Source organism: Spartinivicinus poritis, assembly GCF_028858535.1.
In the GTDB taxonomy this organism is placed as follows: Bacteria; Pseudomonadota; Gammaproteobacteria; order Pseudomonadales; family Zooshikellaceae; genus Spartinivicinus; species Spartinivicinus poritis.
In genome coordinates, this window is sequence record NZ_JAPMOU010000044.1 from 18,916 (window position 1) to 44,507 (window position 25,592).

The 25,592-nt window shown below is 38.6% G+C and carries 29 protein-coding genes; 12 read left to right on the forward strand and 17 right to left on the reverse strand.

Going from position 1 to position 25,592, the window contains the following annotated elements; genetic code table 11:
• The first annotated feature begins 260 nt into the window (after positions 1 to 260).
• Entirely contained in the window at positions 261 to 668 is a 408-nt protein-coding gene (locus ORQ98_RS23000) for a DUF5329 family protein (RefSeq protein ID WP_274691160.1), read from the forward strand.
• 105 nt (positions 669 to 773) lie between these two features.
• Here the strand turns inward: ORQ98_RS23000 and ORQ98_RS23005 are convergent, their stop codons facing one another.
• Positions 774 to 2,801 (reverse strand): neutral/alkaline ceramidase, encoded by a 2,028-nt coding sequence (locus ORQ98_RS23005; RefSeq protein WP_274691161.1) that lies wholly within the window; start codon positions 2,799 to 2,801, stop codon positions 774 to 776.
• A gap of 342 nt (positions 2,802 to 3,143) precedes the next feature.
• Between ORQ98_RS23005 and ORQ98_RS23010 the strand changes: the two genes are divergently transcribed.
• Together ORQ98_RS23010 and ORQ98_RS29675 are read left to right on the forward strand one after the other, a co-directional pair.
• On the forward strand, positions 3,144 to 3,878 hold the full coding sequence (locus ORQ98_RS23010) for a leucine-rich repeat domain-containing protein (RefSeq protein ID WP_274691162.1): 735 nt from the start codon (positions 3,144 to 3,146) through the stop codon (positions 3,876 to 3,878).
• 141 nt (positions 3,879 to 4,019) lie between these two features.
• A complete protein-coding gene (locus tag ORQ98_RS29675) occupies positions 4,020 to 4,262 on the forward strand; it encodes a GFA family protein (protein WP_483414577.1) in 243 nt (80 codons plus the stop codon).
• Here the strand turns inward: ORQ98_RS29675 and ORQ98_RS23015 are convergent.
• Positions 4,249 to 5,091: a Dimeric alpha-beta barrel gene (locus tag ORQ98_RS23015; RefSeq protein ID WP_274691163.1), complete on the reverse strand. Its 843-nt coding sequence runs from the start codon at positions 5,089 to 5,091 to the stop codon at positions 4,249 to 4,251. The two genes, ORQ98_RS29675 and ORQ98_RS23015, sit on opposite strands and share 14 nt — an antisense overlap.
• A gap of 165 nt (positions 5,092 to 5,256) precedes the next feature.
• Here ORQ98_RS23015 and ORQ98_RS23020 point away from each other — a divergent pair, with 165 nt between their 5' ends.
• A complete protein-coding gene (locus tag ORQ98_RS23020) occupies positions 5,257 to 6,957 on the forward strand; it encodes a DUF885 family protein (protein ID WP_274691164.1) in 1,701 nt (566 codons plus the stop codon).
• 202 nt (positions 6,958 to 7,159) lie between these two features.
• Here ORQ98_RS23020 and moaA read toward each other — a convergent pair whose 3' ends face one another.
• From moaA to ORQ98_RS23050, 6 genes are all read right to left on the reverse strand, one after another.
• Complete coding sequence (gene moaA / locus ORQ98_RS23025) at positions 7,160 to 8,152, reverse strand: GTP 3',8-cyclase MoaA (RefSeq protein WP_274691165.1); 993 nt, start codon at positions 8,150 to 8,152, stop codon at positions 7,160 to 7,162.
• Positions 8,153 to 8,279: 127 nt separating this feature from the next.
• Entirely contained in the window at positions 8,280 to 9,503 is a 1,224-nt protein-coding gene (locus ORQ98_RS23030; RefSeq protein ID WP_274691166.1) for a molybdopterin molybdotransferase MoeA, read from the reverse strand.
• Between the two features lie 79 nt (positions 9,504 to 9,582).
• A complete protein-coding gene (gene moaB, locus ORQ98_RS23035) occupies positions 9,583 to 10,095 on the reverse strand; it encodes a molybdenum cofactor biosynthesis protein B (protein WP_274691167.1) in 513 nt (170 codons plus the stop codon).
• 323 nt (positions 10,096 to 10,418) lie between these two features.
• Positions 10,419 to 11,027 (reverse strand): MarC family protein, encoded by a 609-nt coding sequence (locus ORQ98_RS23040; protein ID WP_274691168.1) that lies wholly within the window; start codon positions 11,025 to 11,027, stop codon positions 10,419 to 10,421.
• A 20-nt stretch (positions 11,028 to 11,047) separates the two neighbouring features.
• Positions 11,048 to 11,383 carry a phage holin family protein gene (locus ORQ98_RS23045; protein WP_274691169.1) on the reverse strand — a complete coding sequence of 112 codons (336 nt, stop codon included), beginning with the start codon at positions 11,381 to 11,383 and terminating at the stop codon, positions 11,048 to 11,050.
• A gap of 21 nt (positions 11,384 to 11,404) precedes the next feature.
• A complete protein-coding gene (locus tag ORQ98_RS23050) occupies positions 11,405 to 12,355 on the reverse strand; it encodes a helix-turn-helix domain-containing protein (protein ID WP_274691170.1) in 951 nt (316 codons plus the stop codon).
• 123 nt (positions 12,356 to 12,478) lie between these two features.
• Here ORQ98_RS23050 and ORQ98_RS23055 point away from each other — a divergent pair, with 123 nt between their 5' ends.
• Positions 12,479 to 12,868 (forward strand): rhodanese-like domain-containing protein, encoded by a 390-nt coding sequence (locus ORQ98_RS23055; RefSeq protein WP_274691171.1) that lies wholly within the window; start codon positions 12,479 to 12,481, stop codon positions 12,866 to 12,868.
• Between the two features lie 57 nt (positions 12,869 to 12,925).
• Here ORQ98_RS23055 and ORQ98_RS23060 read toward each other — a convergent pair whose 3' ends face one another.
• On the reverse strand, positions 12,926 to 13,483 hold the full coding sequence (locus ORQ98_RS23060) for a cytochrome b (protein WP_274691172.1): 558 nt from the start codon (positions 13,481 to 13,483) through the stop codon (positions 12,926 to 12,928).
• Positions 13,484 to 13,708: 225 nt separating this feature from the next.
• Here ORQ98_RS23060 and ORQ98_RS23065 point away from each other — a divergent pair, with 225 nt between their 5' ends.
• Both ORQ98_RS23065 and ORQ98_RS23070 read left to right on the forward strand, forming a co-directional pair.
• Positions 13,709 to 14,188, forward strand: coding sequence for a GNAT family N-acetyltransferase (locus tag ORQ98_RS23065; RefSeq protein ID WP_274691173.1), 480 nt, complete (start codon positions 13,709 to 13,711; stop codon positions 14,186 to 14,188).
• Between the two features lie 156 nt (positions 14,189 to 14,344).
• Positions 14,345 to 14,989: a hypothetical protein gene (locus ORQ98_RS23070; RefSeq protein ID WP_274691174.1), complete on the forward strand. Its 645-nt coding sequence runs from the start codon at positions 14,345 to 14,347 to the stop codon at positions 14,987 to 14,989.
• A gap of 23 nt (positions 14,990 to 15,012) precedes the next feature.
• On the opposite strand, the gene ORQ98_RS23075 is transcribed toward ORQ98_RS23070, so the two are convergent.
• Positions 15,013 to 15,633 carry a DUF2799 domain-containing protein gene (locus ORQ98_RS23075; protein WP_274691175.1) on the reverse strand — a complete coding sequence of 207 codons (621 nt, stop codon included), beginning with the start codon at positions 15,631 to 15,633 and terminating at the stop codon, positions 15,013 to 15,015.
• A gap of 459 nt (positions 15,634 to 16,092) precedes the next feature.
• Between ORQ98_RS23075 and ORQ98_RS23080 the strand changes: the two genes are divergently transcribed.
• The 4 genes from ORQ98_RS23080 to ORQ98_RS23095 all read left to right on the forward strand — a co-directional run bounded on the left by ORQ98_RS23080 (position 16,093) and on the right by ORQ98_RS23095 (position 20,964).
• On the forward strand, positions 16,093 to 16,674 hold the full coding sequence (locus ORQ98_RS23080; RefSeq protein ID WP_274691176.1) for an acyloxyacyl hydrolase: 582 nt from the start codon (positions 16,093 to 16,095) through the stop codon (positions 16,672 to 16,674).
• 290 nt (positions 16,675 to 16,964) lie between these two features.
• Complete coding sequence (locus tag ORQ98_RS23085; protein WP_274691177.1) at positions 16,965 to 17,711, forward strand: hypothetical protein; 747 nt, start codon at positions 16,965 to 16,967, stop codon at positions 17,709 to 17,711.
• Between the two features lie 231 nt (positions 17,712 to 17,942).
• Positions 17,943 to 19,397 carry a S8 family peptidase gene (locus ORQ98_RS23090; protein WP_274691178.1) on the forward strand — a complete coding sequence of 485 codons (1,455 nt, stop codon included), beginning with the start codon at positions 17,943 to 17,945 and terminating at the stop codon, positions 19,395 to 19,397.
• Positions 19,398 to 19,437: 40 nt separating this feature from the next.
• The gene (locus ORQ98_RS23095) at positions 19,438 to 20,964 is read left to right on the forward strand and encodes a S8/S53 family peptidase (protein WP_274691179.1); all 1,527 of its coding nucleotides are present in this window, start codon (positions 19,438 to 19,440) and stop codon (positions 20,962 to 20,964) included.
• Positions 20,965 to 21,106: 142 nt separating this feature from the next.
• Here the strand turns inward: ORQ98_RS23095 and ORQ98_RS23100 are convergent, their stop codons facing one another.
• Positions 21,107 to 21,460 carry a pilin gene (locus tag ORQ98_RS23100; protein WP_274691180.1) on the reverse strand — a complete coding sequence of 118 codons (354 nt, stop codon included), beginning with the start codon at positions 21,458 to 21,460 and terminating at the stop codon, positions 21,107 to 21,109.
• Positions 21,461 to 21,537: 77 nt separating this feature from the next.
• Here ORQ98_RS23100 and ORQ98_RS23105 point away from each other — a divergent pair, with 77 nt between their 5' ends.
• Positions 21,538 to 21,759 (forward strand): hypothetical protein, encoded by a 222-nt coding sequence (locus ORQ98_RS23105; protein ID WP_274691181.1) that lies wholly within the window; start codon positions 21,538 to 21,540, stop codon positions 21,757 to 21,759.
• Here ORQ98_RS23105 and ORQ98_RS23110 read toward each other — a convergent pair.
• From ORQ98_RS23110 to ORQ98_RS23130, 6 genes are all read right to left on the reverse strand, one after another.
• Entirely contained in the window at positions 21,727 to 22,035 is a 309-nt protein-coding gene (locus tag ORQ98_RS23110; protein ID WP_274691182.1) for a hypothetical protein, read from the reverse strand. The two genes, ORQ98_RS23105 and ORQ98_RS23110, sit on opposite strands and share 33 nt — an antisense overlap.
• Before the next feature lie 189 nt (positions 22,036 to 22,224).
• The gene (rho, locus tag ORQ98_RS23115; protein ID WP_274691183.1) at positions 22,225 to 23,169 is read right to left on the reverse strand and encodes a transcription termination factor Rho; all 945 of its coding nucleotides are present in this window, start codon (positions 23,167 to 23,169) and stop codon (positions 22,225 to 22,227) included.
• A gap of 242 nt (positions 23,170 to 23,411) precedes the next feature.
• Positions 23,412 to 23,609: a hypothetical protein gene (locus ORQ98_RS23120; protein ID WP_274691184.1), complete on the reverse strand. Its 198-nt coding sequence runs from the start codon at positions 23,607 to 23,609 to the stop codon at positions 23,412 to 23,414.
• 72 nt (positions 23,610 to 23,681) lie between these two features.
• Positions 23,682 to 23,816 (reverse strand): hypothetical protein, encoded by a 135-nt coding sequence (locus ORQ98_RS29680; protein WP_425347708.1) that lies wholly within the window; start codon positions 23,814 to 23,816, stop codon positions 23,682 to 23,684.
• Positions 23,817 to 24,022: 206 nt separating this feature from the next.
• Complete coding sequence (locus tag ORQ98_RS23125) at positions 24,023 to 24,814, reverse strand: hypothetical protein (protein WP_274691185.1); 792 nt, start codon at positions 24,812 to 24,814, stop codon at positions 24,023 to 24,025.
• Between the two features lie 144 nt (positions 24,815 to 24,958).
• Positions 24,959 to 25,207: a hypothetical protein gene (locus ORQ98_RS23130; protein ID WP_274691186.1), complete on the reverse strand. Its 249-nt coding sequence runs from the start codon at positions 25,205 to 25,207 to the stop codon at positions 24,959 to 24,961.
• Between the last annotated feature and the right edge of the window lie 385 nt (positions 25,208 to 25,592).

The following is a 25,592-nucleotide window of genomic DNA, read 5'->3' on the forward strand; positions in this document are numbered from 1 at the left end:
TTATGGATAAAAAATCAAAAAACAATGTCAGTAAACACAGACTTACATGATGATTTATAAACAGCACTTGTCAGCAGGTTATTTTATCCGCTAATTTAAAATTGATTTATTTTTTAGTGCAGTAATTCACAGTATCGCATAACTACTTATTTGATCTTTCTTAAATGAAGGGTGAAAATTACCAACCTTTATAAACTGTGAATTAGGTTTAGTTGTGAGTCATTGATACATCAAATAACTGAATAGAGGGTGATCAAATCATGTTCAACTTAGTCAATAAGCTACTACTGATGACAACTCTGTTTAGCTTGACTATCCCAACGTTCAGCAATAGCCAAGCGGACATATCCAATACTAAGAGCCAAACGTTAGGTCTAGAGCAAGAAGAAGAAGTAGCCCACTTATTAGAGTTTGTTAGAAACTCAGCCTGCACCATGATGCGCAATGGCGCTTCACATAGTTCTCTTGAGGCTGCCCAACATATTCTAAATAAATACGACTACTTCAAAGAAGATATTCAAACCACTGAGCGCTTTATCCAGTTGGCTGCAAGCCGCAGTACCTTAACAGGTAAAGACTATCAAGTGCAGTGTAATAACCAGCCTCCTGTTACCAGTAGAGACTGGTTAATGACTGAACTACAAAACTTTCGTAGCCACCAATACTAAAGATTCAGCTACAGAAGTTTTATATTTAATCAAGTAGATCAAATAAGAGGCCTAATCCAAGTTATTTCAACACACGCCCATCGCTTTGGGCATTATGGCCTCTACTTATTTATTCCTCCCCCTTCCAACAACTTCAAACATACTTGAAACCCCTTGGTAGTTTTTCAGTTGGTAAGTCCAATTCTTTTTATACGTACCTTCGTGTCGGATACGATAATGTCCTGGTTGCTGATCAACGGGAATCTGCCAACTGATTGTTACCACAGAAGTGCCCCATAAAGGGTCTTTACGCTGCCAATGGTAGCGGGTATTCCAGTCATTATCAGTATATATGGGCTGCCAGGCTTGCTTCCCTTCAATTGTTACCAGCTGCTCAACAAACAAATAACTACTACCGGTTTTCATATTATTTTTAGGGTGGCCTGCCCAAAAGCTCACTTGTACTGTGTCACCAGACTGATAACTGGGATGCACATCCATCACCTGATCCCCTATATGTTTAAAAAGGGGAGGCTGATCATATACAACTCCTGTCTGAAAAGTTAACTGATGTGCAGATAAGTCTCTAGGAGATGGCTCCATATCACGCGCTATTGGAATGCCTCCCGCTAATGACCGGGCTAAACCTGCGAATATCTGCCGGTAAGCAGCTAATGTCCAGGGGCCAAAATGAGTAGAGCCACCCTCATAGTGTTGTTTATTATATTCTTCTCGTGTCGTTAAATAACCCGCGTAGGCATTGGCATACCCTGCCACTACCAGATGGGAAAATAAGGCGCTGGCCTGTACGGCAACTGTTGTCTTTAACCGACGCCCTGCCATCACAGTCACTTCAGCAGGTAACCCCAGCAACCCTAGTTGACCGATTTGCAATAAGCTGACAGGTAGAATCTCTGGGCTCCATGGAAATGGCTTAAAATTTCCTTGAGCCAATAAAATAGGTTTGGGCGCCTGACAATGTTTTAGTGCAGCAGATGGCTGGGTGAGCATCCAGGTAACCGCTTTCCAAAAAGGGTTTTCCTTTAACGCCCCCTCTTGGAATGAAAAAGGCCCTCGACCATCTTCAGTACCAGCAGCAAAAGCATAACCTAGTGCAGCAGTACAGGTTCTACGTATCTCACCATCAGTAAACTCAGGTAACACCTGTTGGTTAGCCATGTTGACATAGCGGTGGCGAAAGCCAATAGGGCCTGTTAATTGGGTACTAGCTGATTGATAGAGGGACCAAGCTTTTTTGAATTGTCGTTCCCCAATAATCTGTGTATTAGCAAAAGAGTCTTTAGTTGGTCCTGTACCATCTAGCGCTAAATTAGGCGACATGTCGGCAGCATTGGATTGAGCAAATGCTGCTACAAAGTCTACTCCCCCTGTCTGTTGACGTATTTTCTGCTCAAATAAATAAGCCGCATAACCTTTATTATCACCTGAAATTAGCTTGTTAGTATTTGGCATGGAAACAGCGTGAGTTGGAAACCAAGACAATAGCCCAATGGGCTTCCCTTGCTGCACAAACTTTATAACAGTCATGTGCCGATCTTCAGCAGGATAATATTCTGCATCTGCGTTATTCAAATAAGCCGCTAGCGAACGATTTTTATTAGCCCCGGTTAATTCACCTTTATTCAATAAAATATAACCAGGCTTAAGGTTTCGATCTGCTGCAATAATAGCATCGACAATACCATTAACTACTACCTGAAAATTTTCTTTAATAAAGCCTTTACTGGAAATATTATACAACGCATAGTGGGAAAACCCGCCTGGCCCACTGTGAGTATGAGTCGCGGTAATCAACAAATTTCTGTCACTATACCGCCCGCCAAGCTTTTGTTGCAATTGTTGGACAACCGCTTGAGTCACCCCTTGAAAAACCATACCAGCATCAATAGTCACTAAAGCAACCCGCTGTTGGTCAAGTCGATCAGCTACCACAAATGCTCTGGCCCATAATCGTTGATGAATACCTGCTGCTACCTGATCTGATTTGGCATACCCTAACATCACCACTTCCGCAGCCGATCCGGTAATATCTCGTTTAGCTTGCCCAATTAAATAATTATTGGTATACCCCCAGCCAAATGATGAAATAAAAATTACATTTAGCGCGATATAAATTTGTATTAGTAGCTTCATTCAAATACCTTATTTGTCTTATTTTTATTATTACAAAAGATAAGTATTAGTAGATAAAACTGATTTTCACCTCCCCACATTCGACTTATATCGCAAAAAAAAAGATAATCATTGATTAACATAGTTGCAGGCATAGCAGCACCTTAGTCCCACCTAACCCTCACAGGGCATCTTGAAGGCATAAAATAAAAAAGAAAATAACTGCCTTAAAGTTACTTTTTACAATTATTAATGGAGTAGAATACTCGTTGTACTACTCTTGATGAAAGGTATCTTAGTGAAAACAGCTCTTGATGAGAGAATGTGCTTGCCTTCAGCGTATTATATTAAATGGATATTTTTATGAACAGCAAAAAAATCTTTAGTTTCATTATGGTTTTTACCACCATATTTTCTGTTTTATTGACAGATATGTTAAGTTTTGCGAGCGCCTTACCAAAAGGAGCAGGCAAGTTAAAACATGTATCTGATCTTAGATTTAGGGATGAGTACTTCTATCGTTGTTTAACTAAAAGTGAGAAACAAGCTTTAAATGAAATTGAGGTGATTGACTGCCCCAATATGAAAATCATGTATGCCGATGAAATAGAGTACCTTCCTAATCTGAAGAAAATTAACCTATCTACAAATCAACTACTACAGCTTAATCTATCAAATAACCCACTATTAGAAGAACTCAATCTTGCTGAAAACCAACTCTCTGAGCTCAACTTAAGCAACAACCCAAAACTTAGATTACTCACGCTATCTAATAATAAAATTGGAGACCTTAATATTAAAAGTAATACGCTATTGGAAGAAATTACTATAGAAAGCAACCTACTTAAAAAAGTTAATTTTTCAAATAATATTAAGCTAAGCCATATAGATATCTCATCAAATAAAATCCGCGACCTTGATGTATCAAAAAACACTAATCTATCCGTATTAAGTGCAATAAATAATCGCATTACAAGCTTAACACTTCCTGAGCTCAATAAGTTTATTGTACTGGAAGTAAACAACAATCCACTAAACAAGGAAACTGTAGAAAAATTAAAAGGCATTCAGCTTTCGCAAGGCACTGTAAGATTTTAAATGAGAAATGTGCTTGGGAGCAGATAAATACTTCATGACTTCTATGCAAAAGTAGCTTAACTTATTGTAAATAAGTTATTTGTCAGGAGTTTACCCTGTATAATGGTGAGTGCCTTTGCGGTACCGTGATGTATCAAGTCAATACAGCCCCTTTCAACGATAGAGTGCTGCCACTGCCAAACCTGCCGAAAAGCACACTCATCTGCTTTTGCTATAGGAGTAACAATTGACGCCTCAAGCTTTCAATTAGTCAATGGAGAGGATTCACTTCAAGCATTTGAGTCATCCATTGGCAAGTTCAGGGTATTTTGTAAGCAGTGTGGTTCTCATATCTACGCCTATGTATGGCTAACTCCCTATAAAGCGGTTGTTAGCTGCCCATAAAAATAGCGACTCGCTCTAACCCCGCATCTCGGTGAATTTGGCCATTATTGAATTCATCACTTTCAATAATGGCTAGTAAATCTCGACGCTGAGGATAACGAACAAAAATAAATTTATCCCAACTGTCTACCAGCATAGAACCCTGACTACTTTCCAGTAGGCAAATAGGTTTTCCTCCATAGACTGGATAGGCACCTCTTCTCAATAACTCAAAGCCAGCAATTTTAGCATAACGATCATAAGCTACTTGACCACTAACCAGGCTATCAATATTTTCAGACTCAGGATAATTTGCAACTGTCTTATACTTATTCAGATTATAGACAAAAAGTGCTTTATTCAGGTTCTGCTTTCTTGCCACATTCATTTGTTTTTCATCAGGCCATACTGCTACATTATCTGCTGTCCAGTTTGCCGCAAGGGGTCGTTTATCTTTTACACCTTTAAACAACCTGACTAACCAAGATATTACTTTAACCATATAAAAAGTCATTGCGGGCTCAGGTACAATAGCCAGTACTTCATAAACACTGCAAATTGACTGTAAAGTACTGCCAAATTTAGCCATAAATGCCAGTGCTGATTGTGCAGAGGGATATTCGTTAATTATAAGCTGATCAATTAGCATGCCTTCACGAGGAGCAGGGTCTATTGCTATCTGAAATAATTGCCTGCCACCCAGTTGCTTATTACTGTTAACCAGCCATTGCTGATATGCTGAATAATCTTTAACTTTTAAGTGGAAAACTAAAGCAAGCTTTTTTCCATTTGCTTTCTGCTCTAAAGTATTATCAATGGTTTTTTGTGTGACAACTGTCAACTGATTCATTGTAAAAGCCTGCTCCATTGAAGTTAAAAAACTTACAATAAAACTGTCATACATCATTCATAACTGGCCAAATGTATATATTGCAAGTATTATATCCAAACTAATTAAAAATATACGACGACAAGTATGTAAATAAACACCCTCGCACCGACTAACGGATCATACATGGAACAATACCAGATATTTGAAACAGATCTAATCAACTTTCTGGCCAGTGACCCCAACGGCTCTCTGGCACTTGGTATCGCCAAAAATCTTAATGATTTACCCGATCCATCTCTCGAAAGCTGCTCTGCCAGAGCCAAACAGGCACAAGATCTAATTAATCAAATTAGCCAATTAAAACAAACAACCACAGACTTTGAGTTGCTCACAGACTTACGCTTATCTGAGTTACACCTAAATAAAATTGTACACCGCTACCAACGCCAGTTTAACGACAGGTTGGAAGTTGCACAACATCCCACTGCCGGTGGAGACATCAGTGAAGGTATATTTACTTTATTTATTGATGACCCTAGACCTGCAGGAGACCGTCTAGAAAATATTTCATCTCGCATTGCTAATATTCCCACCTTTCTGCATAGTATGCTGGGGCGTTTAGACACACCTGTCAAACGCTGGCAAGCAATTGACTTAGAAACCGTCGCAGTATTACCAACCTTGTTTAAAGCAATTACTGACTGGGCATCGGAACAAAAGTTCAATGGTTTAAATGAACTAAAAAAACATATTGCCCAAGCTGATACTGCATTAAATCAGTATCAACGGCAATTAAATCAGCTATCTACTACCGAACACTTTGCATTATCTATAGATGATGCACAACAAGTGGTTCGTAATCATGGTATCGAGTTATCTTTTAGTGAATTAAAAACACTGGCTGCCGACTTTCTACACAGCACTCAGCAGCAAATCGGAGAATTAACCCAGACCTTAACTAAAAAGTATCAATTAGCTGCTGATACCTCACCCGAAGCACTTCAGCAGTTTTTAAATAAACACTATCAGGTTGAGCTTATTGACAACAAGCTCCATTCAATTATTGATATCTATAAGCAAGAAAATAAAAAAATTATTGATTTTATTAACCAGCATAATTTATTTCCAATTTTTGCTGACCAACAAATGCTGATTGAACAAACCCCTAAATTTTTAGAGCCAGTGATTCCTGCTGGTGCCATGCGTTCTCCCCTACCCTTACGAGAAGGTACCCGCACCAGCTTGATTCATCTGACGTTACGTGAAGACTTAATTGATGAACACAATAAGCTGGGTATTCCAGTGATGATGATTCATGAAGGAATTCCTGGCCATCATTTACAACTCGCTACCAGCGCTACCCATAACAGTAAAATTCGTCGCATCCTTTTCGCACCAGAACAAGCAGAAGGTTGGACTACCATGCTGGAAGACTATATGTTAGATATGGGTTACATGGGAGACTTAACGGATGAAGCGCGCTTCATTGCTAAACGAGAAATATGCCGAATCGGCGCCCGAGTGGCTATTGATCTATTTTTCTTAACAGGCGATAAGCAATACCTGGATGTTGGTATACCTCTACAAACTAAAACTGATGACCCCTTCCGCCTAGCCGGCGAGCTACTGCAAGTTGTTACTGGTTTTACCTCTGGGCGAGTTCAAGCTGAATTAAACTGGTACTCATCCGAACGGGGTTACCCTATGTGTTATTTAGTTGGTAACCAACTCGTTTGGCAACTAAAACAAGACTTTATAAAAAAACAGCAGTCGTCTTTGTCAGGCAAAACCTTAGACCGAGCTTTTCACCAGGCATTTTTAAGCACCGGTAATATGCCTGTTTCTATAATGAGAGAGGTTTTTGCTCATCAACAACTAATCTGAACGCTAGAAAGGGCCATTAGTTAAAGCGAAGGGTTTAAAAAGAAGTGGCCCTCATTATGCATTTTTTGTTACCAAGGCTTTTTCTATTGATAGCCTCATCAAAACAACGGCTACTTATTATACTTTTTACTACTCTATTATTTTCCCCAGTTTTTGCTAAAAAGCTTAAGTTTTCTGCTACAGAATGGCCACCTTAAATTGTTTACCCGCCAGTCATATTCATAAACCGCACGAGCTGTACATCACCCGTTGGATCAAAATAATGACGCTCAGGCTTTAAGTCCATAGCCGTTATGATCGTCTCCCGCAATTTATCCTGCTCACCAGGATAACGTCGGATGATATTTTTAAGATCAGCAGAGTGCTCGTTACCTAAACACAACAGGAGCTTGCCTTCTGCTGTTACTCTTACTCGATTACAATCTCCACAAAAGTTATGACTATGAGGTGATATAAAGCCAATTTTGCTTTGATAACCTGGTATTTGCCAATAACGGCTTGGTCCGTTAGTTTCATAAGTAGAAGGCATTAGCTGATATTGTTGCTGAATAATATCTCTAACTTCTTCGCTGGTACACAAGGTTAATCCTCGTTGGTGCTCTGAAATAGCACCCAGTGGCATTTCCTCAATAAAGCTGACATCCACTTTATTAGCCAAAGCATAATCAACCAAGGGTAATATTTGATGCTGATTACGCCCTTTCATCACTACAACGTTAAGCTTAATTCGTTCAATACCCGCCTGTTGTGCAGCATTAATTCCAGCTAACACTTTTTTAATATCACCAGTGCGGGTTAATTGCTTAAATTCGGTAGGATCAAGTGTATCTAAACTGACATTAATTCGTTTAACACCTGCTTTGGCTAGAGCAGGTGCATATTTAACTAACTGCGAACCATTAGAGGTAATGAGTAACTCATCAAGCCCTGGTAATGCTGTTAAACGCTCAATTAACCAGATGACATTATGACGAATAAGCGGCTCTCCGCCGGTTAAACGGATTTTTTTCACTCCAAGTGAAACGAATGTTTCGGCTACTTGAAGCATTTCTTCCAAGCCTAGAATTTTTTGTCTGGGTAAAAATGTCATATCTTCTGCCATGCAGTAAACACAGCGAAAATCACAACGGTCAGTGAGCGAAAAACGTAAATAGGTAATCTTCCGGCCAAAACGATCAACTAATGGAGAACTCATTATTATTACCTCTTCCACTCCGACAGTATCTAGTGCTATTTCCTGTTAATGAAAGGGCCACACTAACAACACTATCTATTACCTATTTTACTGCACTTTAAAAACCGTATTGATCAATATTATATGACTAGACAAACTCACTAAATGGCCAGTATTCAAGCCAGTCACCAGGTTTAACGTCTGTATCCGCAGGCACCAGTGCCAAGCCGCTCGCCCAACTTGCAGACGACAACACTCCAGAACCCTGCTTAGGATAAGGTACAATTGTTTGCTCACCTAATTGCGACTGAAGTTGCACTCTAAGGTATTCAGCTCGCTTAAGGTTTTTCTTTTTAGTAAAACCTGCTCTAAACCGGTAACTGGCTGGCTGAGTGTCATGTAAACCTTGCATTTGTTGTAATGCAGGACGAGCCACCATTAAATAAGTAACTAAGGATGAAATAGGATTTCCAGGCAAACCAAATACCGGCTTTTTATTTAGCTGCCCGTATAACAGTGGCTTACCTGGTTTGATAGCCAGCTTCCATAAATGAACTGTGCCGTTTTCCTTAATCACGTCTTGCACATAATCCTCTTCACCCACAGAAACGCCACCAGTGGTAATAATTGCATCAGCTTGCTGACTGGCTTTCAATAACGCTTGTTTAGTAGCTTCGTGCTGATCAGGCAAAGTACCGCCATCAATGATTTTAAAGCCTCCTTGCTGTAATAGCCCCATTAAGGTATAGCGGTTTGAGTTATAAATTTTGCCATCAGGTAGTGGCCGACCAGGCTCAATTAACTCATCTCCAGTGGTAAACAAGGCAACGGTTAACGGCTTATAAACAGGTACTTGCATAATTCCCACAGATGCAAGTAGTCCAAGCTCCTGAGGTCTCAGGCGTTTGCCTGCAACGACTACCTGTTGCCCTTCAGCAATATCCTCACCCGCATTTCGAATATGCTGCCCTATTCGCCAGCCAGGCTGCACTTCAACTTGATCACTGGTAACCTTCACTAGTTCTTGGGGGATGACCAAGTCAACATTGGTAGGAATAAAAGCTCCCGTAAAGATTCTTGCTGCCATACCAGAGGGTAGAGTGCCTGGTTGATCACCTGCAGCTACTCTTAATCCAACGGGTAGCTGGGTAAGCTGATCGGGCGCTAAGTCTTTAGCATTGAAGCCATAGCCATCCATTGCACTGTTGGCTGCAGGAGGTACGTTTAAGGTGGACAATTGGTCTGCTGCTACTACTTTGTTTACAGCTTCTGCCAAAGACAGCCACTCAACATCTGCCTTATGTTCCAAGGTTTCCTGAATTTGGGCAATTGCCTGGCTAACTGTAATAAGGTTATGCTCTGAGCAGCTCATTAAACTTTTTTCTCCACTTTATTGCTCCACCAAGTCTAAAGCCTTTAATTGATAGTCAAGCGCAATCCTGCTGCTTACTTCAATTCGGCAACAAATGACACACAAAGTTGCAAGGGCGTGTTGTGCTATCCAGTTGTGGTTGAATGATTTTTCCCCAGCCCGTTTTACAAGCCCCTGTTGACCCTGGTAGACAAAAAATTACTGTATGATTTGCTAAGCCAGCCAGCGCCCTAGATTGAAGTGTAGAGGTACCTATCTCTTCTTTTGAAACTTGCCTAAATAGTTCACCAAAGCCCGTCACTTCCTTGTCAAACAATACTGCTACTGCCTCTGGTGTGCTATCACGCCCAGTAAACCCGGTACCACCTGTAATCAATACCACTTGTATGGTTTCATCGTAAATCCATTCAGAAACAATGGCACGAATATGGTATATGTCATCTTTGATAATTTGCCGATGTTTTAATTGATGACCAGCTTCCTGCAAAGCGCTAATCAAGTACTGACCCGAAGTATCAGTAGACTCATCCCTGGTATCACTTACAGTAAGCACAGCAATATTGAGTGGAATAAAATCAGTATGTTGATGCACTTTGGTTAGTCCTAATCTAAAAGTAATTTAGCCTACCATCATAAATAGATTTGCGCCGGAATCAAAACGAAATGACTACCATCTATTAACGACCTGTTGTAGCCTCTGATAGCCTTACGACTATTGATGGCTTATTTGATAACTTATTTTTGTAACGGTATAGGACATTGTTATCCAGCATGATCGCCACTACAACCATCCTACTTTATATACCCTAGCTTTACAGTTTTAAGAATATCAGTTTACTGAATCTTTTTAAGAGCATATTGATTTTTGTCAATAGTCACTAACTCCTTAAAAGTGTAATCAGAAAACAGACCAGCCTATAATTGAAAGTAAGTTTGAATCCCCGCCAACACACTATTTGTTGCCACTGCAGCCAGTATTAACCCCATTACCCGACTGATGACACTTGCTCCAGCGGTCCCAATCACTTTTTGAATGAATGGCGCAACAAGCAATAACATCAATGTTATAAACATGATTAGCAAAACAATACCAGTAGTTACGAACTGATCAATTAACGAAAAGCGATGATTGTCAGTCAGTAGCACCACAGCCATCATGGCACCTGGTGATGCAATTGAAGGGATGGCTAAAGGAAAAATAGCACTGTCGACCCCTTTATTTACCATTTGCAGCTCTTCTTCTGGCTTACTGTCACCAAATATCATCGACAGTGCAAAAACAAATAAGACAACTCCACCTGCTATTTGAAATGCAGATAAAGGAATTGACATTGCCTCCAACAGAATTTCACCAGCCACTATAAAAAATAGTAACACCAGGGAAGCCACTCCCACTGAAACTAAAGCAATTTTTCGATTATGCGCAACACTGCCGCCTGCTGTGACAGCCAAAAAAACAGGTAGTGTACCTATTGGATCAATAACAGCCCAAAGTAATACAAACTGCCGTATTAAATCCTCCAACTGAAGTTCTCCTTATACCCTTACATCACCCAATCAATCAGCAAATTTAATATGGTTAGCAAAATACTCCCGACAACAGCAGGTAAAAATCCTTTGACTTTAATACCTGACACAAATGCAGCCGTCAGTTGTAACATAAGTGCATTAATGACGAGTAAAAATAGCCCTAATGTGACAACCGTAATTGGAAAGGCTAAAAAAGAAATCACTGGTTTTATCACTGCATTACATATACCTAGAACAATAGCACCAAAAAATGCAGCACCAAAATTATCAATTTCGACGCCTTTAACAAAGTTAGCGACTATTAATAGGAAAATGGATGTTAATAATAAATGAACTAAAATGACCAACATTTTAAGGGTACCTCTAAGCGCTTATTGATTAAAAAACTGTCTTTGATATTGGGTAGGAGAAAGACCCAGGTATTTTCTAAAGTAGTGACGCAAATTCATTGCATTCCCAAACCCGACTCTTATTGCTATTTGTTCCACAGAGGCTGCTCCCTTTTCTAGCTGCTTTTGCGCTAAAGTCAAACGTTGTCGATTAATCCACTCTTTAGCAGACATTCCAAGTGCTTGCCTAAAGTGCCGATCAAAACTACGGCGAGACATATGCGCCTGATCAGCCAAGTCATTGACCTCTAAAGGCTGATGTAAATGTTCAATCGCCCAGTCCAGCGTTGCTGAAAACTGACTATGATGTTTGAGAACAGGGGTTTCAACATACTGTGCCTGACCACCACCCCGATGGGGCGATACTACCAATCGACGGGCTACCTGATTAGCCACTTCATGTCCAAAGTCTTGGCGGATAACTTCAATACCCAAATCAATCCCTGCGGCACTGCCTGCTGAACAACCAATTTGACCATCAAACATATACAACACATTATCCTGATAGTTAACTTGAGGATACCGCTGTTGGAATAGTTCAGCATAACGCCAATGGGTGGTAGCACAACGACCATCAAGTAATCCTAACTCAGCCAACAAGAAGGCACCTGAGCAGAACGATATTATCCGCCCTCCTCGGCGATAGAAATTGACGAGTTGCTGCTTGATCAGCTCTGCCACACCACGCTCTTGAGTAGGCCAGCCTGGAATAATCAAACTGTGATAACTAGATAGACTTGTCACTGGCTTTGCTGACACTACAATGCCGCCTGTTGCAGCAATAAGCGGCTTATCAAAGGTCACCACCTCAGCCTTATACCATTGATCATACTCAGGTCGCGGTAATCCAAATAGCTCAATAGCACAGCCAAACTCAAAAGTTGCGAGCCCTTGATAAGCCAAAATAGCAACCTTATGCATTTCACTCATCATCTATCGTTTATCATTATTCTAGCCTGATATGGCTTAAATTTAACGCATATTGTCTTTTAAGCCAATTTATAGTTTAGCTTTCATTAAGTAGGATAAGTGCATGAGTTAAAAAGGAGAAACAACGTGTCATCAGTATCCAGGCTACCAGCTGCCCCTAGCGATCAAACACTCGCCCATTTTCAAAATTTATTGCGCTATGAAACTGACTGCTGGGATGTTCACCATGCTATAACCAATCAACAGCAAGACTTCGTTTTATTGGATGTAAGGGGTGAAGAGGCATTTAAACAAGGGCATATCGAAGGTGCTATTAATCTGCCCTACTGGAAAATTAAACCCGATACTGTCGATCAATATCCAAAAGATACATTATTTGTTGTCTATTGTGCTGGCCCCCATTGTAATGCAACAGAAAAAGCCGCTATTCGACTCGCCGAACTCAACTGCCCCGTGAAAAAAATGATTGGCGGTATTTGTGGATGGATTGATGAGGGGTTTGCTTTAACAAGTTAAATAAAGCGCCTGCAATGGGATATATTTATTGCAGGCGCTTTCTATTCAGGCAGTTGGCTATTTAGCCCTAACCATTCTATACAGCGTATTATCTTTTTTAATCAGTTGATGCCAAAGAGCCCCTAGAATATGTAAAGCTAAAATGGCAATCATAAAATATCCAGCTATATAATGAGCTTCATGAGCAAAGCCAGCCAACAAACCATTAATAGGTCTTTCAGCCGGGGCTACACTATCAAATAATGAAAGCCCAAAGAAAGGCACACCATACCCCCCTGCTGCAGATGAAATGACTCCTGACACAGGCATGATGATTGTACAAATAATTAAGGCAAAATGTGCTACTTTAGCAAGCTTATTCATCACAGCTTGTTTGTTGTCCAAAGGCTTTGGAAATCCTTCCTTAATACGCCAAATAACCCTAGCCATAGCTATTAATAATGCCAATACCCCTATTGATTTATGCCAAGAATACCAACTAAAGTCTTCAAAATATGTCATGTAAACACCGGAGGCTAACAAGAAAATCATTATAATTGCTACAACCCAGTGTAAGGAAATTGTGGTTTTACTTAACTTATCAGTGCCTTGAGCTAATTGATTGGAAGTAGGCATATCGTACAGCTCTCCTCAACAGAATAATATTGTTATTCAGACTAGTTTGGTAGACTATCTTACTTTCCTGATGATCAGCTGACTTTTTTTAAATACATTTTTTGATTAAGATACATTCATGGGTATCTCTACTATCAATAAGGTAAATTAAACATTTGTTTATCTTCCCTTTTCATAGGCCCCATCATTTCAAACCAGCCGGTTAGTTATAAAATAGGAAATTATATGGTTACTCTGCGCCCAATGATACAGCATGAATTTGCTGACTTTCTTACCAATGAAATAAAAGGTTATGCAGAATGGATAACACACGCATACAAGTTGCCACCCGAAAGAGCACTGGCTACTGCCAAAGAGCAGCTTTCGTATAAGTACAAAGATGGTATTGATACAAAAAATCAGTACATTTTTATAGTGGAAAATAGTAATCAACAAAAAATAGGTATTGTTGCTTATTCAATTCAAATCGAAGACCAATCTGCCTGGATCGATGTCATTGAGATTGAGAAAGCTCATCGACAACAAGGTTATGGTAAACACGTACTAGATTTAGTAGAAACTCGATTAAAGCAGCATGATATCAATCATATAGTGCTTCACGTTTACAAAGAAAATGAAATCGCTCAGTCCCTATACAAGAAACAAGGTTATCGAGTTATAAGCCACATAATGACGAAGCAGCTTAATTATACCTTTAACGAATAATTTCCAGGTTTTGTTATGACCACCATGGATGGTGAGAATTCAGTTAAAAATGAATAATGATAGGTATAATAAAAAAATTTGATCATTAATGCTACTCTCAAACTAATAAATCTAATAAAATTAGCTCACTTATTTTATCATAAGTAGAATCATTAAATGTTTAAAGTTGCTTTACTGACTACTATTCTTATATTCACTGCTACAGCATGTAGCAACTCAAGTAATTCCATTCATGATATTTGCTATCAGCAAGAACATATTTGTAATCAAGTAGCAAATAAAAAAAAGTGGCCTGAAAGCAGTAATAGTAAAGGCTTTGAGTACAAATGGCATCAACTACAACTAGCCTTCCCCTCAAATATTGTAGAGATGAAGCAAATCAACGATTCAGTAGTATTGAATTACCCCGAAGAGACTACTATCAAGGTAACCCCCCTTATCTTATTTAAAACACCTTATCCCTCACCTACTTACCAAAAAAACTATAGTCCAGTGATATTGAACCAGTTCAAAGTAGAGTTTCAACTAACTCTTAACGACTTACCAAAGACTGTTGATAATCATGTAGAAGCCGCTGTATGGAAAAATGGTCTATTTGGTAAAATATTAAATATTGACCAAGAAAAATGGTTCTACTATCGAGAGGGTATTAGTGTATATATTTATCAACATAACCCTCATCATCACATAGCGATAATCACCTATAACAAACTAGCTCAACAAGCCCTAGAGATAATAATTGAAGGAGGATCAGTTAAATTAGATACGCTTATTTCAAGTATATCTATACAACCTAAATAATTTTTAAATGCTATTTCAAATAACTACCAATTACTTCTATAGCGTAGCGAGTTATATTGCTGCTCTGACCAGCGCGCATCGCTTTCAAGGCGATAAATCTTATGTTGTAACTGTTGCTTTTTATGCCTAATGTCATTTAATTCTTGCAGTATTTCTGAACGCTGAGCAGAGGTTAAACCATCTTTTACTAACTTCCTTTCTTTTTTTCGAATATCTTCATCAAGCGTTTCAAGCTCAGACTTTGTATATCTTAAGTCATCACGAATATTTTCCCACTCTTTTCTTGCCTGATAGACTTCCTTCCCTCTCCTATAGCCAGCTAAAAACAAAGCTTCAGACTGGTAAGGGCAAACACCTTTATATCTATTGCCTTCAATACCTTCAGCATACCCTTTGGCTTCAGTACAATACTTTTCAAGCCCTGAACGTCTCCCCAATCGATAATCATCTAAAGTAGGCGTTACTCCATACTCAGCACAAGCTTCACGATAGTCACCAACCCTTGATGATGATCGCCCATCAGCACCATCCTCATAACCAACTGTATACCAGTCCGCCGTCAAACATTCTTCTCTTGACATAACACTGCAAGCTGAAAGTTGTACTATCGAAGTAATCAATACTAGTTTTTTAACTAATTTCATTGGTCACCTATTTAGCGTTGACAAGCACTCAACTGTCAAAGCATAACATAACCAATTCACAATAGTTATCTATAGCTATCAGCAAACTATTAGAAAGCCTCTTAAATGTAATGATTATCATCTACAATACTTATCAATTGTCGATCAATCTCATAAAGGCATTTGAGTAAACTGCATCTACGTAATAATACCTACAAAACAAGTATGGTTTACCAAACTATATAAGAATATATTTACAGCAACACTCAGAGGTTACAAATATAAATTAGTAAAAAATAAACATATTTCATATAGAATAAATAAAAACCCAAAAGCCAAATTTATTTATGATACCTCTCACAGTTTAATGTAAGCAAATCGTAAAGAGCCTTATTCAAAAAAACACAAACAATTACAATTCATTACAGCTCAACTAATTGAGCATTCAAAAAACAATTCTTCATTGATTGGCGCAAAACAATGAAAACAAAACTTTGTTTATTAGCATTAATAACAAACTCATTAATCGCTGAATCAACAATTGCAGACACTGCCTCCAACAATCCAATGTTTGGCGATAAAAAAAGCCAAGTGATGCTTCATGGTGGCATGAGCTTTCGCAGCAAAGGCTTTGAAAAACTTTATTTTGGTGGAATATCTTATAGCCAACCTGACACCTTTTTTCGCCTACCCGCAAGAAACAACCTTGAATTAGGTGTATTTCGAGGCAAAAACTCCAAAAATGACCCCACTAATAAAAGTTTTAAAGACGATGTAGACTTAAGCCAGTATGATTTAAATATGTTTGGTATATCAAAAGATGTTGCATTGCTTAGCGGCACCAATGCTTACCTTACTTTAGGTTTAGGCGCTTATATTAAAGATAATGATACCAACCGCATAGGGTCTAAATTCACTTTTGGTGAACGCTTAGCAGTTGGCTACCGCTTCAATAATGGTGTTGTTTTAGAGCTTTATGCCAGACATTTTTCTAACGGCTCACTCACTAAAGAAAATAGTGGTCAAAATTTTGCTGGCTTAAGTGCTGGTTATACATTCTAAACTCATAACTATTTCCCTTACAATAACAATACTCCCCTAACAACACTTCAAAAACAAGTCCATTATTTTCTTAATGGGCTTTATCTTTTTAAGCTTACCTTACTCCTAACTGAGTATCAGCTTAAGTTTAAGCTGATAAATTAGTTTTAAATTAACCCACCAAGATCACACTAGAGTGTAAAGACAAAATTTACAAAAGTAAAAATGCAAAACAAGCCAACATATTAACCAACCATTTAATTAAAATAATTTGTACTAACAAACTATATAGATAAAGTTAAGGATCAAATATGAAATTAAAAAAACTAGCTTTAATCGCAACGACAACCTTTGCTTTTAGCTCACTAAGCCAGGCCAATAATAATTATGATAATGACTCATGCTATCAATCAGGTAAAGGCTTTTCAGAGTGTAGTACTTCAGCTAGCTGGAGCAGCACCAACAAACCCTCATTAAAAAAAGTAAGTTCAAATAAAGAAAAAAATTGGAATAACCAAGATAAAAGTAATGATGATTGGTTTAGCAAGCCATGGCCTTCTAATAATTGGCCTAGCACAAATTGGCCTAAACCAAATTGGCCAACAGATAATAGCTGGCCTACTGATAACAACTGGCCCTCCCCTGGCAATGCAAATTCTAAAACTAAGTTATGTCAATCTATTCAAAAAGTAGACAAGCTTGCCAACTGGAAAACCACAGGTACAGCAAAGCTTTCCGAAGCTAAGCCCAGCACTTTATGTAAAGATAAAAATGAATTTCATTTAACTAATACTTATGCAAGTGGTGGCGAGCTTCAATATCAATTAAAAGAAGCCGGTAATTATCAGTTAGAAATGGTAGTCCATGGCATTAACAATCAAACAGCAACAATCAATGTATATGCTTGTGGCAGCACCAGTCGCATTACTGTATCAGGAAGTAATTCAACAGGTAAAGTCAATAGCAGCGTATATAACAACTGTGGCAATATTCGAATTTTTGCTGATGATCCAGCAAGCACTATTGTTATTGACAAGTTAAAAGTGAGTAAAAAGTAAAGAGCTAAGATATACCCAATACGAATGGTTTTTAGGTGCGGCCATCGAGTGACGAGCACTCATGAGCCTATAAATAATAGGTGATTGGGGCGAGAAATGAAGATAACAAAACCTAGAAATCATTCGTGAATGGGTATAACGACTACATATATTAGAATTATTAACAATTAATACATCTCACATATTCATAATTAACCTTAACAATTTCCACCCAAATCTAAAGAGCCTTTTATGAAAAGTTATTTATTGTCAAGCTTAAGTCTTGCTATTCTTGTTACTTGTAATGCCACAGCATCTGAAAGCACTGGAGGCTCAAATAAACTCAGCCCCAAAACAATTAATGAAACAAGCCTCAACATAAAAAGCAAATTTAATTACCACAACATTTCAGGACAGCTTAAAAGAAAACTGGAAACGACCAACAAAAATTCAACAACAAAAATTTCTGTTAGGCTTTTAGACACTTTGATAAATAGCGGTGATACAAACTTTGAAGATGAAGCAAAAGCTGTTTTAAACTCTGCAGGCATACATTATAGTAATTTCAACATGGTAGGAAGCTCACCATTATTTACAGTAGAAACTACATATGAGGATATCATTAAATTAAGCAACTCTTCCAAAGATATTTATATCGAGGAAGTTTCACCCAATACAGAAATTTTATCAGAAAATAATAGAAGATATCGTACTTCATTTACCCGTAGTGAATATAATGGGCACACAAGTTTCAAAAACCTGACTGGAAAAGGTGTTACTGTAGCTGTTATTGATTCTGGCGTAGCCAATGTCCCACAGTTGCCTAATGTTTCTCACTATTGCTTTTCTAAGCATATTGATAAGAAAGGAGAGCCATCCAATTGTCCACAAAATTACCCAAATGAAGGAGGCAGTGCTCGTACCATAGATGGCAAACAAGATATTCATGGTACACATGTAGCAGGAACCATTGCAGCTAAACCTCTTAAGGAAGGAGCCCCTGCTGGAATGGCCTATGATGCTAAAATTATCAGCTTACGTTCTTTACATAAAAATGGTAAAGGATCATCCCTTGACACTATTGAAGCATTAAATAAGATTGCATCAGACATTTCTGATGTGGATATCGTTAACATGAGTTTAAGTACCAGTATTTATGCAGCAGAAAACTGTGATGGTATGTTATCAGGATTTCTAGTTGACTATAAAAAAGCAATTGACAATCTAGCAAGTAAAGGAGTAAAGATTGTAGTTGCTTCTGGTAACAATTATCAAAAAGGCTATGTTGCTTTTCCAGCTTGCCTTCAAAACGTAATTTCTGTTGGTGCTGTCTACCCTACATCAGGAACAAACGACAGTACAAATGAAAATTATAATAGTGGAGATGTCACAGACTTTACCAATTTATCTAAATATGTAACAGTCTTAGCACCAGGTCATAACATAGAATCAACAAATGCAAATTATGATAAAGCTGACCCTAGTACTTTGAAATTAGAACTGTCTGGTACTTCTATGGCTGCTCCTTACGTTTCAGCATGTATAGCTAGAATGCTACAGAGAAACCCCAAGTTAACAACATCTGAAATAAAAGATATTTTCAAGTATTCGGTTAAACAAGGACATAAAAAGAACGACCACGACATTAATAGGCCTTCGCTAAATTGTGATGATGCACTATTACTAACCCCATCATCTAGAGTTTAAAAACTAGCATTAATCCTTAGCATTTATTCTGGAATTTAATATGAAGCAAGCCATAAAACTCAGCACTATTTTTTTTATAGCCTTAAACTGCTCTAACTTAAAGGCAGTTACTGTAGATGAAGTCAAGAATGAGTTATCACCAAACCTAAATAAATACAACAAACTCTTAATCAATGATATTGCCAATTCAAGTGATTATAAAAATGAGCTTTACAAAGTATGGATTCACATTAATTTCAACCTTCCTGATAAAGAAAAAATAGAGCTAATAGAACTAGTACGTAGCAACTACCGAATTGGTTTGAACTATGAAAAACATATAAAGGGTTCTATCTATCGTCAGTATATGGCTCTTGATATTGATACTCTAAAAAAATTTGCAAATCACCCAAATGTATTGAATATAATTGCAAGCCCAGAAGGAAGGAATATAAAAGTAGCTGTATTTACTACAGGAATACCGAGCAACCGACCCGAAATAGAGCATGTGGATGAACATTGCTTACTACCACTTTATGATATGGAAGGTTTTGACCCTGATTATGATGATGGCTTGTATGAACCAGAAGATAAAAAATATCAAAAGAAATCTTCATGTCCATCAGGATCAAGTCGTCAATCTGGTAAAGGCGCTGCATATAGTATTGATAATGCTAGCTATATAGGTGCAGAGATAGTGAGCAGTATAGCAGCCAAAAAGTACAAACTAGGTAGTAAAAAAGAGTCTAGCGCTAAAATTGGCAGTGCCTATTTTAGTGATATAAGCGTGTATAACGTACATCATACAATTTATAGACCAAATAACTTGAGAGGAAGTGAGTTAGGCCCTGATGGTGGAACTTATGACTGGTTAGGTATTAAAGAAGGTTTATTAGAATATGTAAATAACCCCAATAAAAAAGTAGACATTATTTATCTACCCAGCTTGTATTATAGGGGTGTTAAAGGTAATGATTGCTCTGAACATTCTGTGGTTCAAAATAGTGAAAACACTTTCTTTCAAATAAGACAAGCCATTAATGACCTGATAGCCCGTGGTGTTGTAGTAGTTACTCCTACTGGTAACAAAGGCTACACTGGACAAACTGCTTTCCCTGCATGTTTACCTGAGACAATATCAGTGACGGCCCACTCCCCCATTAATCTTCCCATCTCTTTTATTGATGATAGAGGTCTATTAGGTACACCTAGAGTAGGAGATTGGCTTAATAGTCCTTATACTGCTAATGTACCAATGCCTTTTGCCAACATCAGTAAAAGTACAACTATCTCAGCAGAAGGAATTCCTATTAATTACATCCCTACAATAAATAAGCTTGATGCAGAAGCAATAATTTCTGCAGGTAATAAGGAATACATTAATGCATCAACTCATTTAGCAGCTACAGAAACCCTTTCCTGTATAGCTAAATTAAAAGAAATAGAACCTTCCCTTAACCAGCAGGCAATCAAAAACTATCTAACCAAGAATAGCAATGGATATGCCTATAAAGAAGGTGATACCCTAAATCCCGTACCACTGCTTAATTGTGATGCAGCAATCGATGACTTATTAAGTCGTTATTAAAAATTAGTTCTCTAGATACAGTACCAGAAACCTGGTAATTATACACCCAATGCGAAGGGTTTTTAGGTGAAGCTATCAAGTGACGAAGCCTCATGAGCCTATTGGAATAGGTGATTGGGGTGGGGAACGACGATAACAAAACCTAAAAATGATTCGCGACGGGTATATCTAAGAACTTACTAAAGCCACCTGTTTTATTTTCTCCGACTGCTTCCATACCCTCAACAGCATTATCATAACCGCATAGCCAAGCAATAGGACTAATTGGGCTACTTTTGAAGACAGCATGCCTAAATGATAATGTTTTTCCTTGCAAGCTATCAGGCACTTTATTACCTAGCGTAACATGGATAACACCATTGACTCCTTCTACACCAGTCACTTGATTACCTATTATTTTGTTAGGGGCTGGTACCCCTTCCTCGTTATTATTAGCAGGAAATTTATGATGATCGAAATAGAATTGTGCAATATGATCTATAGCAAATCTCATCATACTTCATCAGGTTAGCGTCAGGATCATCAGGTGATATTTTATCATTATCACCCACCACCAGCTCCCCTGAAGAAAGCATGAATATAAAAAGAGCTATCAACTACTTAAAAAAAACATTAATGCTATTTTTTGTTAATGTTAGCTATGGCAACGAATTATCTATTATTAAATTATCACTACAAGGTGATACTACAGCAGTTAAAAAACAACTAAACAGTTCAAAGCTGCGTATAAACATAAAATCATCTAATGACGACACACCACTATTAATTGCTGCTCTGGTGTTTATCAAGCATTAACTTACCGACTGAGAGAATAAGCTCACTTATAGCCAGACCAGAAAATGAGTTATCAATAGTTACTAAAAGTTCCTGCCTAATTAATTTTCCATTTTTCTGCTTAAATATATGGCCACTTAAACCAATAGAAACATAAGTCGTAAGCCCTTCCTCAGGAGTGTTTACGAATTTAGCTATTGTAATTCCCGTTACATCCTCATTCGTAATAGAGCTTGGGGAATCACTACAAAAATTGTCAACATGAGACTTTAGCAACTGGCCATATTCATTTTTCATTATTTGAACCTTTAACATCCTCCCAGTCCTTCAGAACGAGGAGGATGTCAATTGGTATTTGAAATAGTAAGAGGAATTAAAAAATCGCCAATAAGAGTAGTCAGCTTCTTCAATAAAGATAGCGACCCCTAAGTAACGAAGAAAAACTAGGTCGCTTGTTGCCCCAGCATTCGAGCCTATAACACTAAACTATTTTTTTAATAATTCTGCATTCGTTGGGTATTCCTTAAGTAACTCAACCAGTTTCCTAGCGCCCTCTATAGGTTTAAGGCTCGTAAGCGCCTTTCGCAAAACTCTTACACTTTCGATATCTTTCGAATTTAGAAGCAGCTCCTCACGACGCGTGCTACTTTTCGCAATATCCAGCGCGGGAAAAATTCGCTGATTCGCAACCTCCCGTGATAAAACGATTTCCATATTACCCGTGCCCTTGAACTCCTCAAATATTACCTGGTCCATCCGGCTTCCAGTGTCAACGAGTACAGTCGCTAGAATGGTAAGCGATCCACTATTCTCAATCTTTCTAGCAGCGCCAAACAGTTTTCGTGGTATTTCCATCGCTCTAGCGTCAATCCCGCCCGACATGGTACGACCACCGCCCTTTTGCCCTGCATTATGTACTCGTGTAAGCCTTGTTAGAGAATCAATGACAATCATTACATTGTGACCTTCGCCAGCCTCCTGGAGAGCGGTATTAAGAAGGTTATTGGCCACACGTACGTGTTGGTCATAGCTTTCATCAGAGGATGAGGCATGTACTTGTGCTGGCACACTGCGCTTAAAATCAGTTACTTCTTCCGGTCGCTCATCAATGAGTAACGCATAAAGTTTTATCTCAGGATAAGCTGTCCCTACCGCCTGGCAAATATGTTTTAAAATGGTTGTTTTTCCTGAGCCTGGTGGAGCAACAATCAAGCCTCTCTGCCCTATTCCAATTGGCGAGATCAAATCAATCGCTCGCGTGGTGAGCTGCTGAGAACCTAATTCTAGGCGAATGCACTGTGTAGGATTAATGGCTACGCCATTTAAAAAACGTTTTTGTGGGTCGTCATGAGATACATCCTTGACCACCTCGTCTCCTTGTTTGCAGTCCTTATTTCTTTTCACCTTCAAGCGTAATATTTTTTTCGTCATGATATAGGTTTATAGCTCTAGAAAATTAAGTGTTTTTCGTCGCTATCAAATAACTTGTTAAGCACTGACTTCAACATCATAACTATCTTGTGAGTTCTTGCCTGCCATGAGCACTCCGGCTTATGTTGGTCGAGTATTGTACATGGAACAGGTGAACCGTTTTGCTCAGTAAAAGATGCTATTAGTCGTATGCAAGTATGGTGAGGAGAGCTATCTGATTAGGTTAGGCAACATGCGGTTTATTAGCCTTTGGTATTTTTTTCTGCAGACGAATTGCCAAGTACTATGCCTATGCGAGTGTTACTCCCTTTTGCAATGCCACTTTTACCTTTGGGTATTTCTTGGATTTCTCCACCGGCTTTAAGGAAGGCAGCTACTTGATCATCAATGCTTTTCTGACGGGTTTCACTTGATAGTTCATCTTGCTTTTTACGTGTCATGATAGCTCCTGCTGTAATTGAACAAGCATTATACATGAAACAGTGAAGGCTTGGCTGTTAACTATGAGCTAGCTAGGAAAAAAACCCTCTTATACTCACCTGATATGACTGCTTAACATCCTTAACACTAGGTAGCCCACTTGCACCGGGTGACACTTCCTGAATCTTACCGCCAGCTTTCAGGAACGCGGCTGTCTGTCCTGCTATTTCTCTGTGTGAGTCCGGTAGATAGGGGCTTGTGTTCCTTGCCTGGCATTGGTGGCTGTCCTAGTTTTGGCTGGAGAGATTGAGTATAGATCAGGGATGGCATAGCGGCCTGCAAGGCATCAAAAAAGCAGACCACTAGCTTTCGAGAACCATTATGTCGTATAACTTGCGTAATTTGGTCGCAGGGAGTGAAAACTACCCTCTGTTTATACAGCGTCCAAAACGGCGTCACCTATTGACTCAAGCAAATCACCAATAGAATCAATAAAGTCTCCTGACTCCATATCAACCAGATACCCTAAACTTAACCAAAAACCATCCACTTTAGGAAGGGAATAACCCTCTGACCCTGAAAAGCTTTTATACTTAATTTCTCTTGCCTTTTGATCATTTGGGTTAGGTTTTAAATTAAGCTGTTGATACTTTTTCTCTAATGATGCCAGATAATTTTTCACATCAGATTTTAGCATATCTAAATATGAGCCTTTTAATGCCAATTGCATCGATTTATCTGGATTTAACTTAATGTCTACTTTCCAGGAAATGACAGCCTCGATTAGCTTTCTTTTATTTTCAGCGCTAGGGAGTTTACGATACTGTACGCTATAGTCGATAACCTTTTTGACAGCAGGCGCTAATGTTGATGAAACGCCAAAATTACTGATTAATTCATCCCTTAAAATGTCTGTTAACCCTCCCCTTTCATTCCATTCAGCTGGGTTCAAAGATACCCACAGATCAAGCGCTTCTACAGCTTTTTTAGCACTATCCAACGAAGGGTTATTCTGAATAACACGAACAGATGATACTAGGTTCTTAAGTTCCACACTTTGAAAATGGGTACTACCCCTTCTTATTGAGCGCTCAAACAGACTACTTCCCTCCTCGGTCAGACGGAAACGGGGCTGCGACGATTTTTTAAGGAATGACTGGGTCTCGAGCTGAGTGACAGATTCAGCTATTATGTTTAAAGCTGGCAAAGGCTGTATACTTTTCATCGTAGAATAATCCATTACATTACGAAAACTTGCAGAGTAAACCATAATCAACCTGAGCCTGATATTTGCCATAGACGCTTTTTTTTATGTGATCGAGGCTCAAAAGATCAAGAACCTAGAAACAGAGAATAAAAAGCCAACATCTTAAAACACCTTAAAGCCAGTCCCACCACACAACCAGCAGGGGTTTTCCCGACCAGATGAGTGTGATGACTCCGCTGAAATGGCCGATGATTTAACATGAGTTGTCGAACTATTATTGAGGGGTTTTCGTTGGTCGATAGTCAGCCTGAGTCGGCTATTGCAGTTTTCAATCATGAAGCTACAACGATGGGTGCGAGCCATGATGGCTAATACTTCATCTGTGTTCCCTTGGAGAGTGTGCGGAGCCATAAAAAATCTTCACTCTACGCATGGTTACCGAGGGGACACCTTAATATGTAGCAAAATCACAGATTAATGAGTTTTGGGCTGATAAGATATATTTCAGCTATTTTGTGTCCCATCAGTAATTGTGCACAAAGGGAACATATATCCCTTGTGTGAAGATTTTTTATAGGGCTAGCTGATGAAAATGATTTCCAATGAACATTACATGATTTACTTTTATACAGCTATAACTTTAATAATACTTGATCCATATAATACATAATATCTAGAGCTTAATTGTAAAAAGTAGAAAAAGAGGCTATCTATAGATTTACCTAATTATCATCATGCCTAAGCTATATTTAGTAGCTTACCTGGTAGCGGAGGTGTTCTCAGCGCTACAAATGCT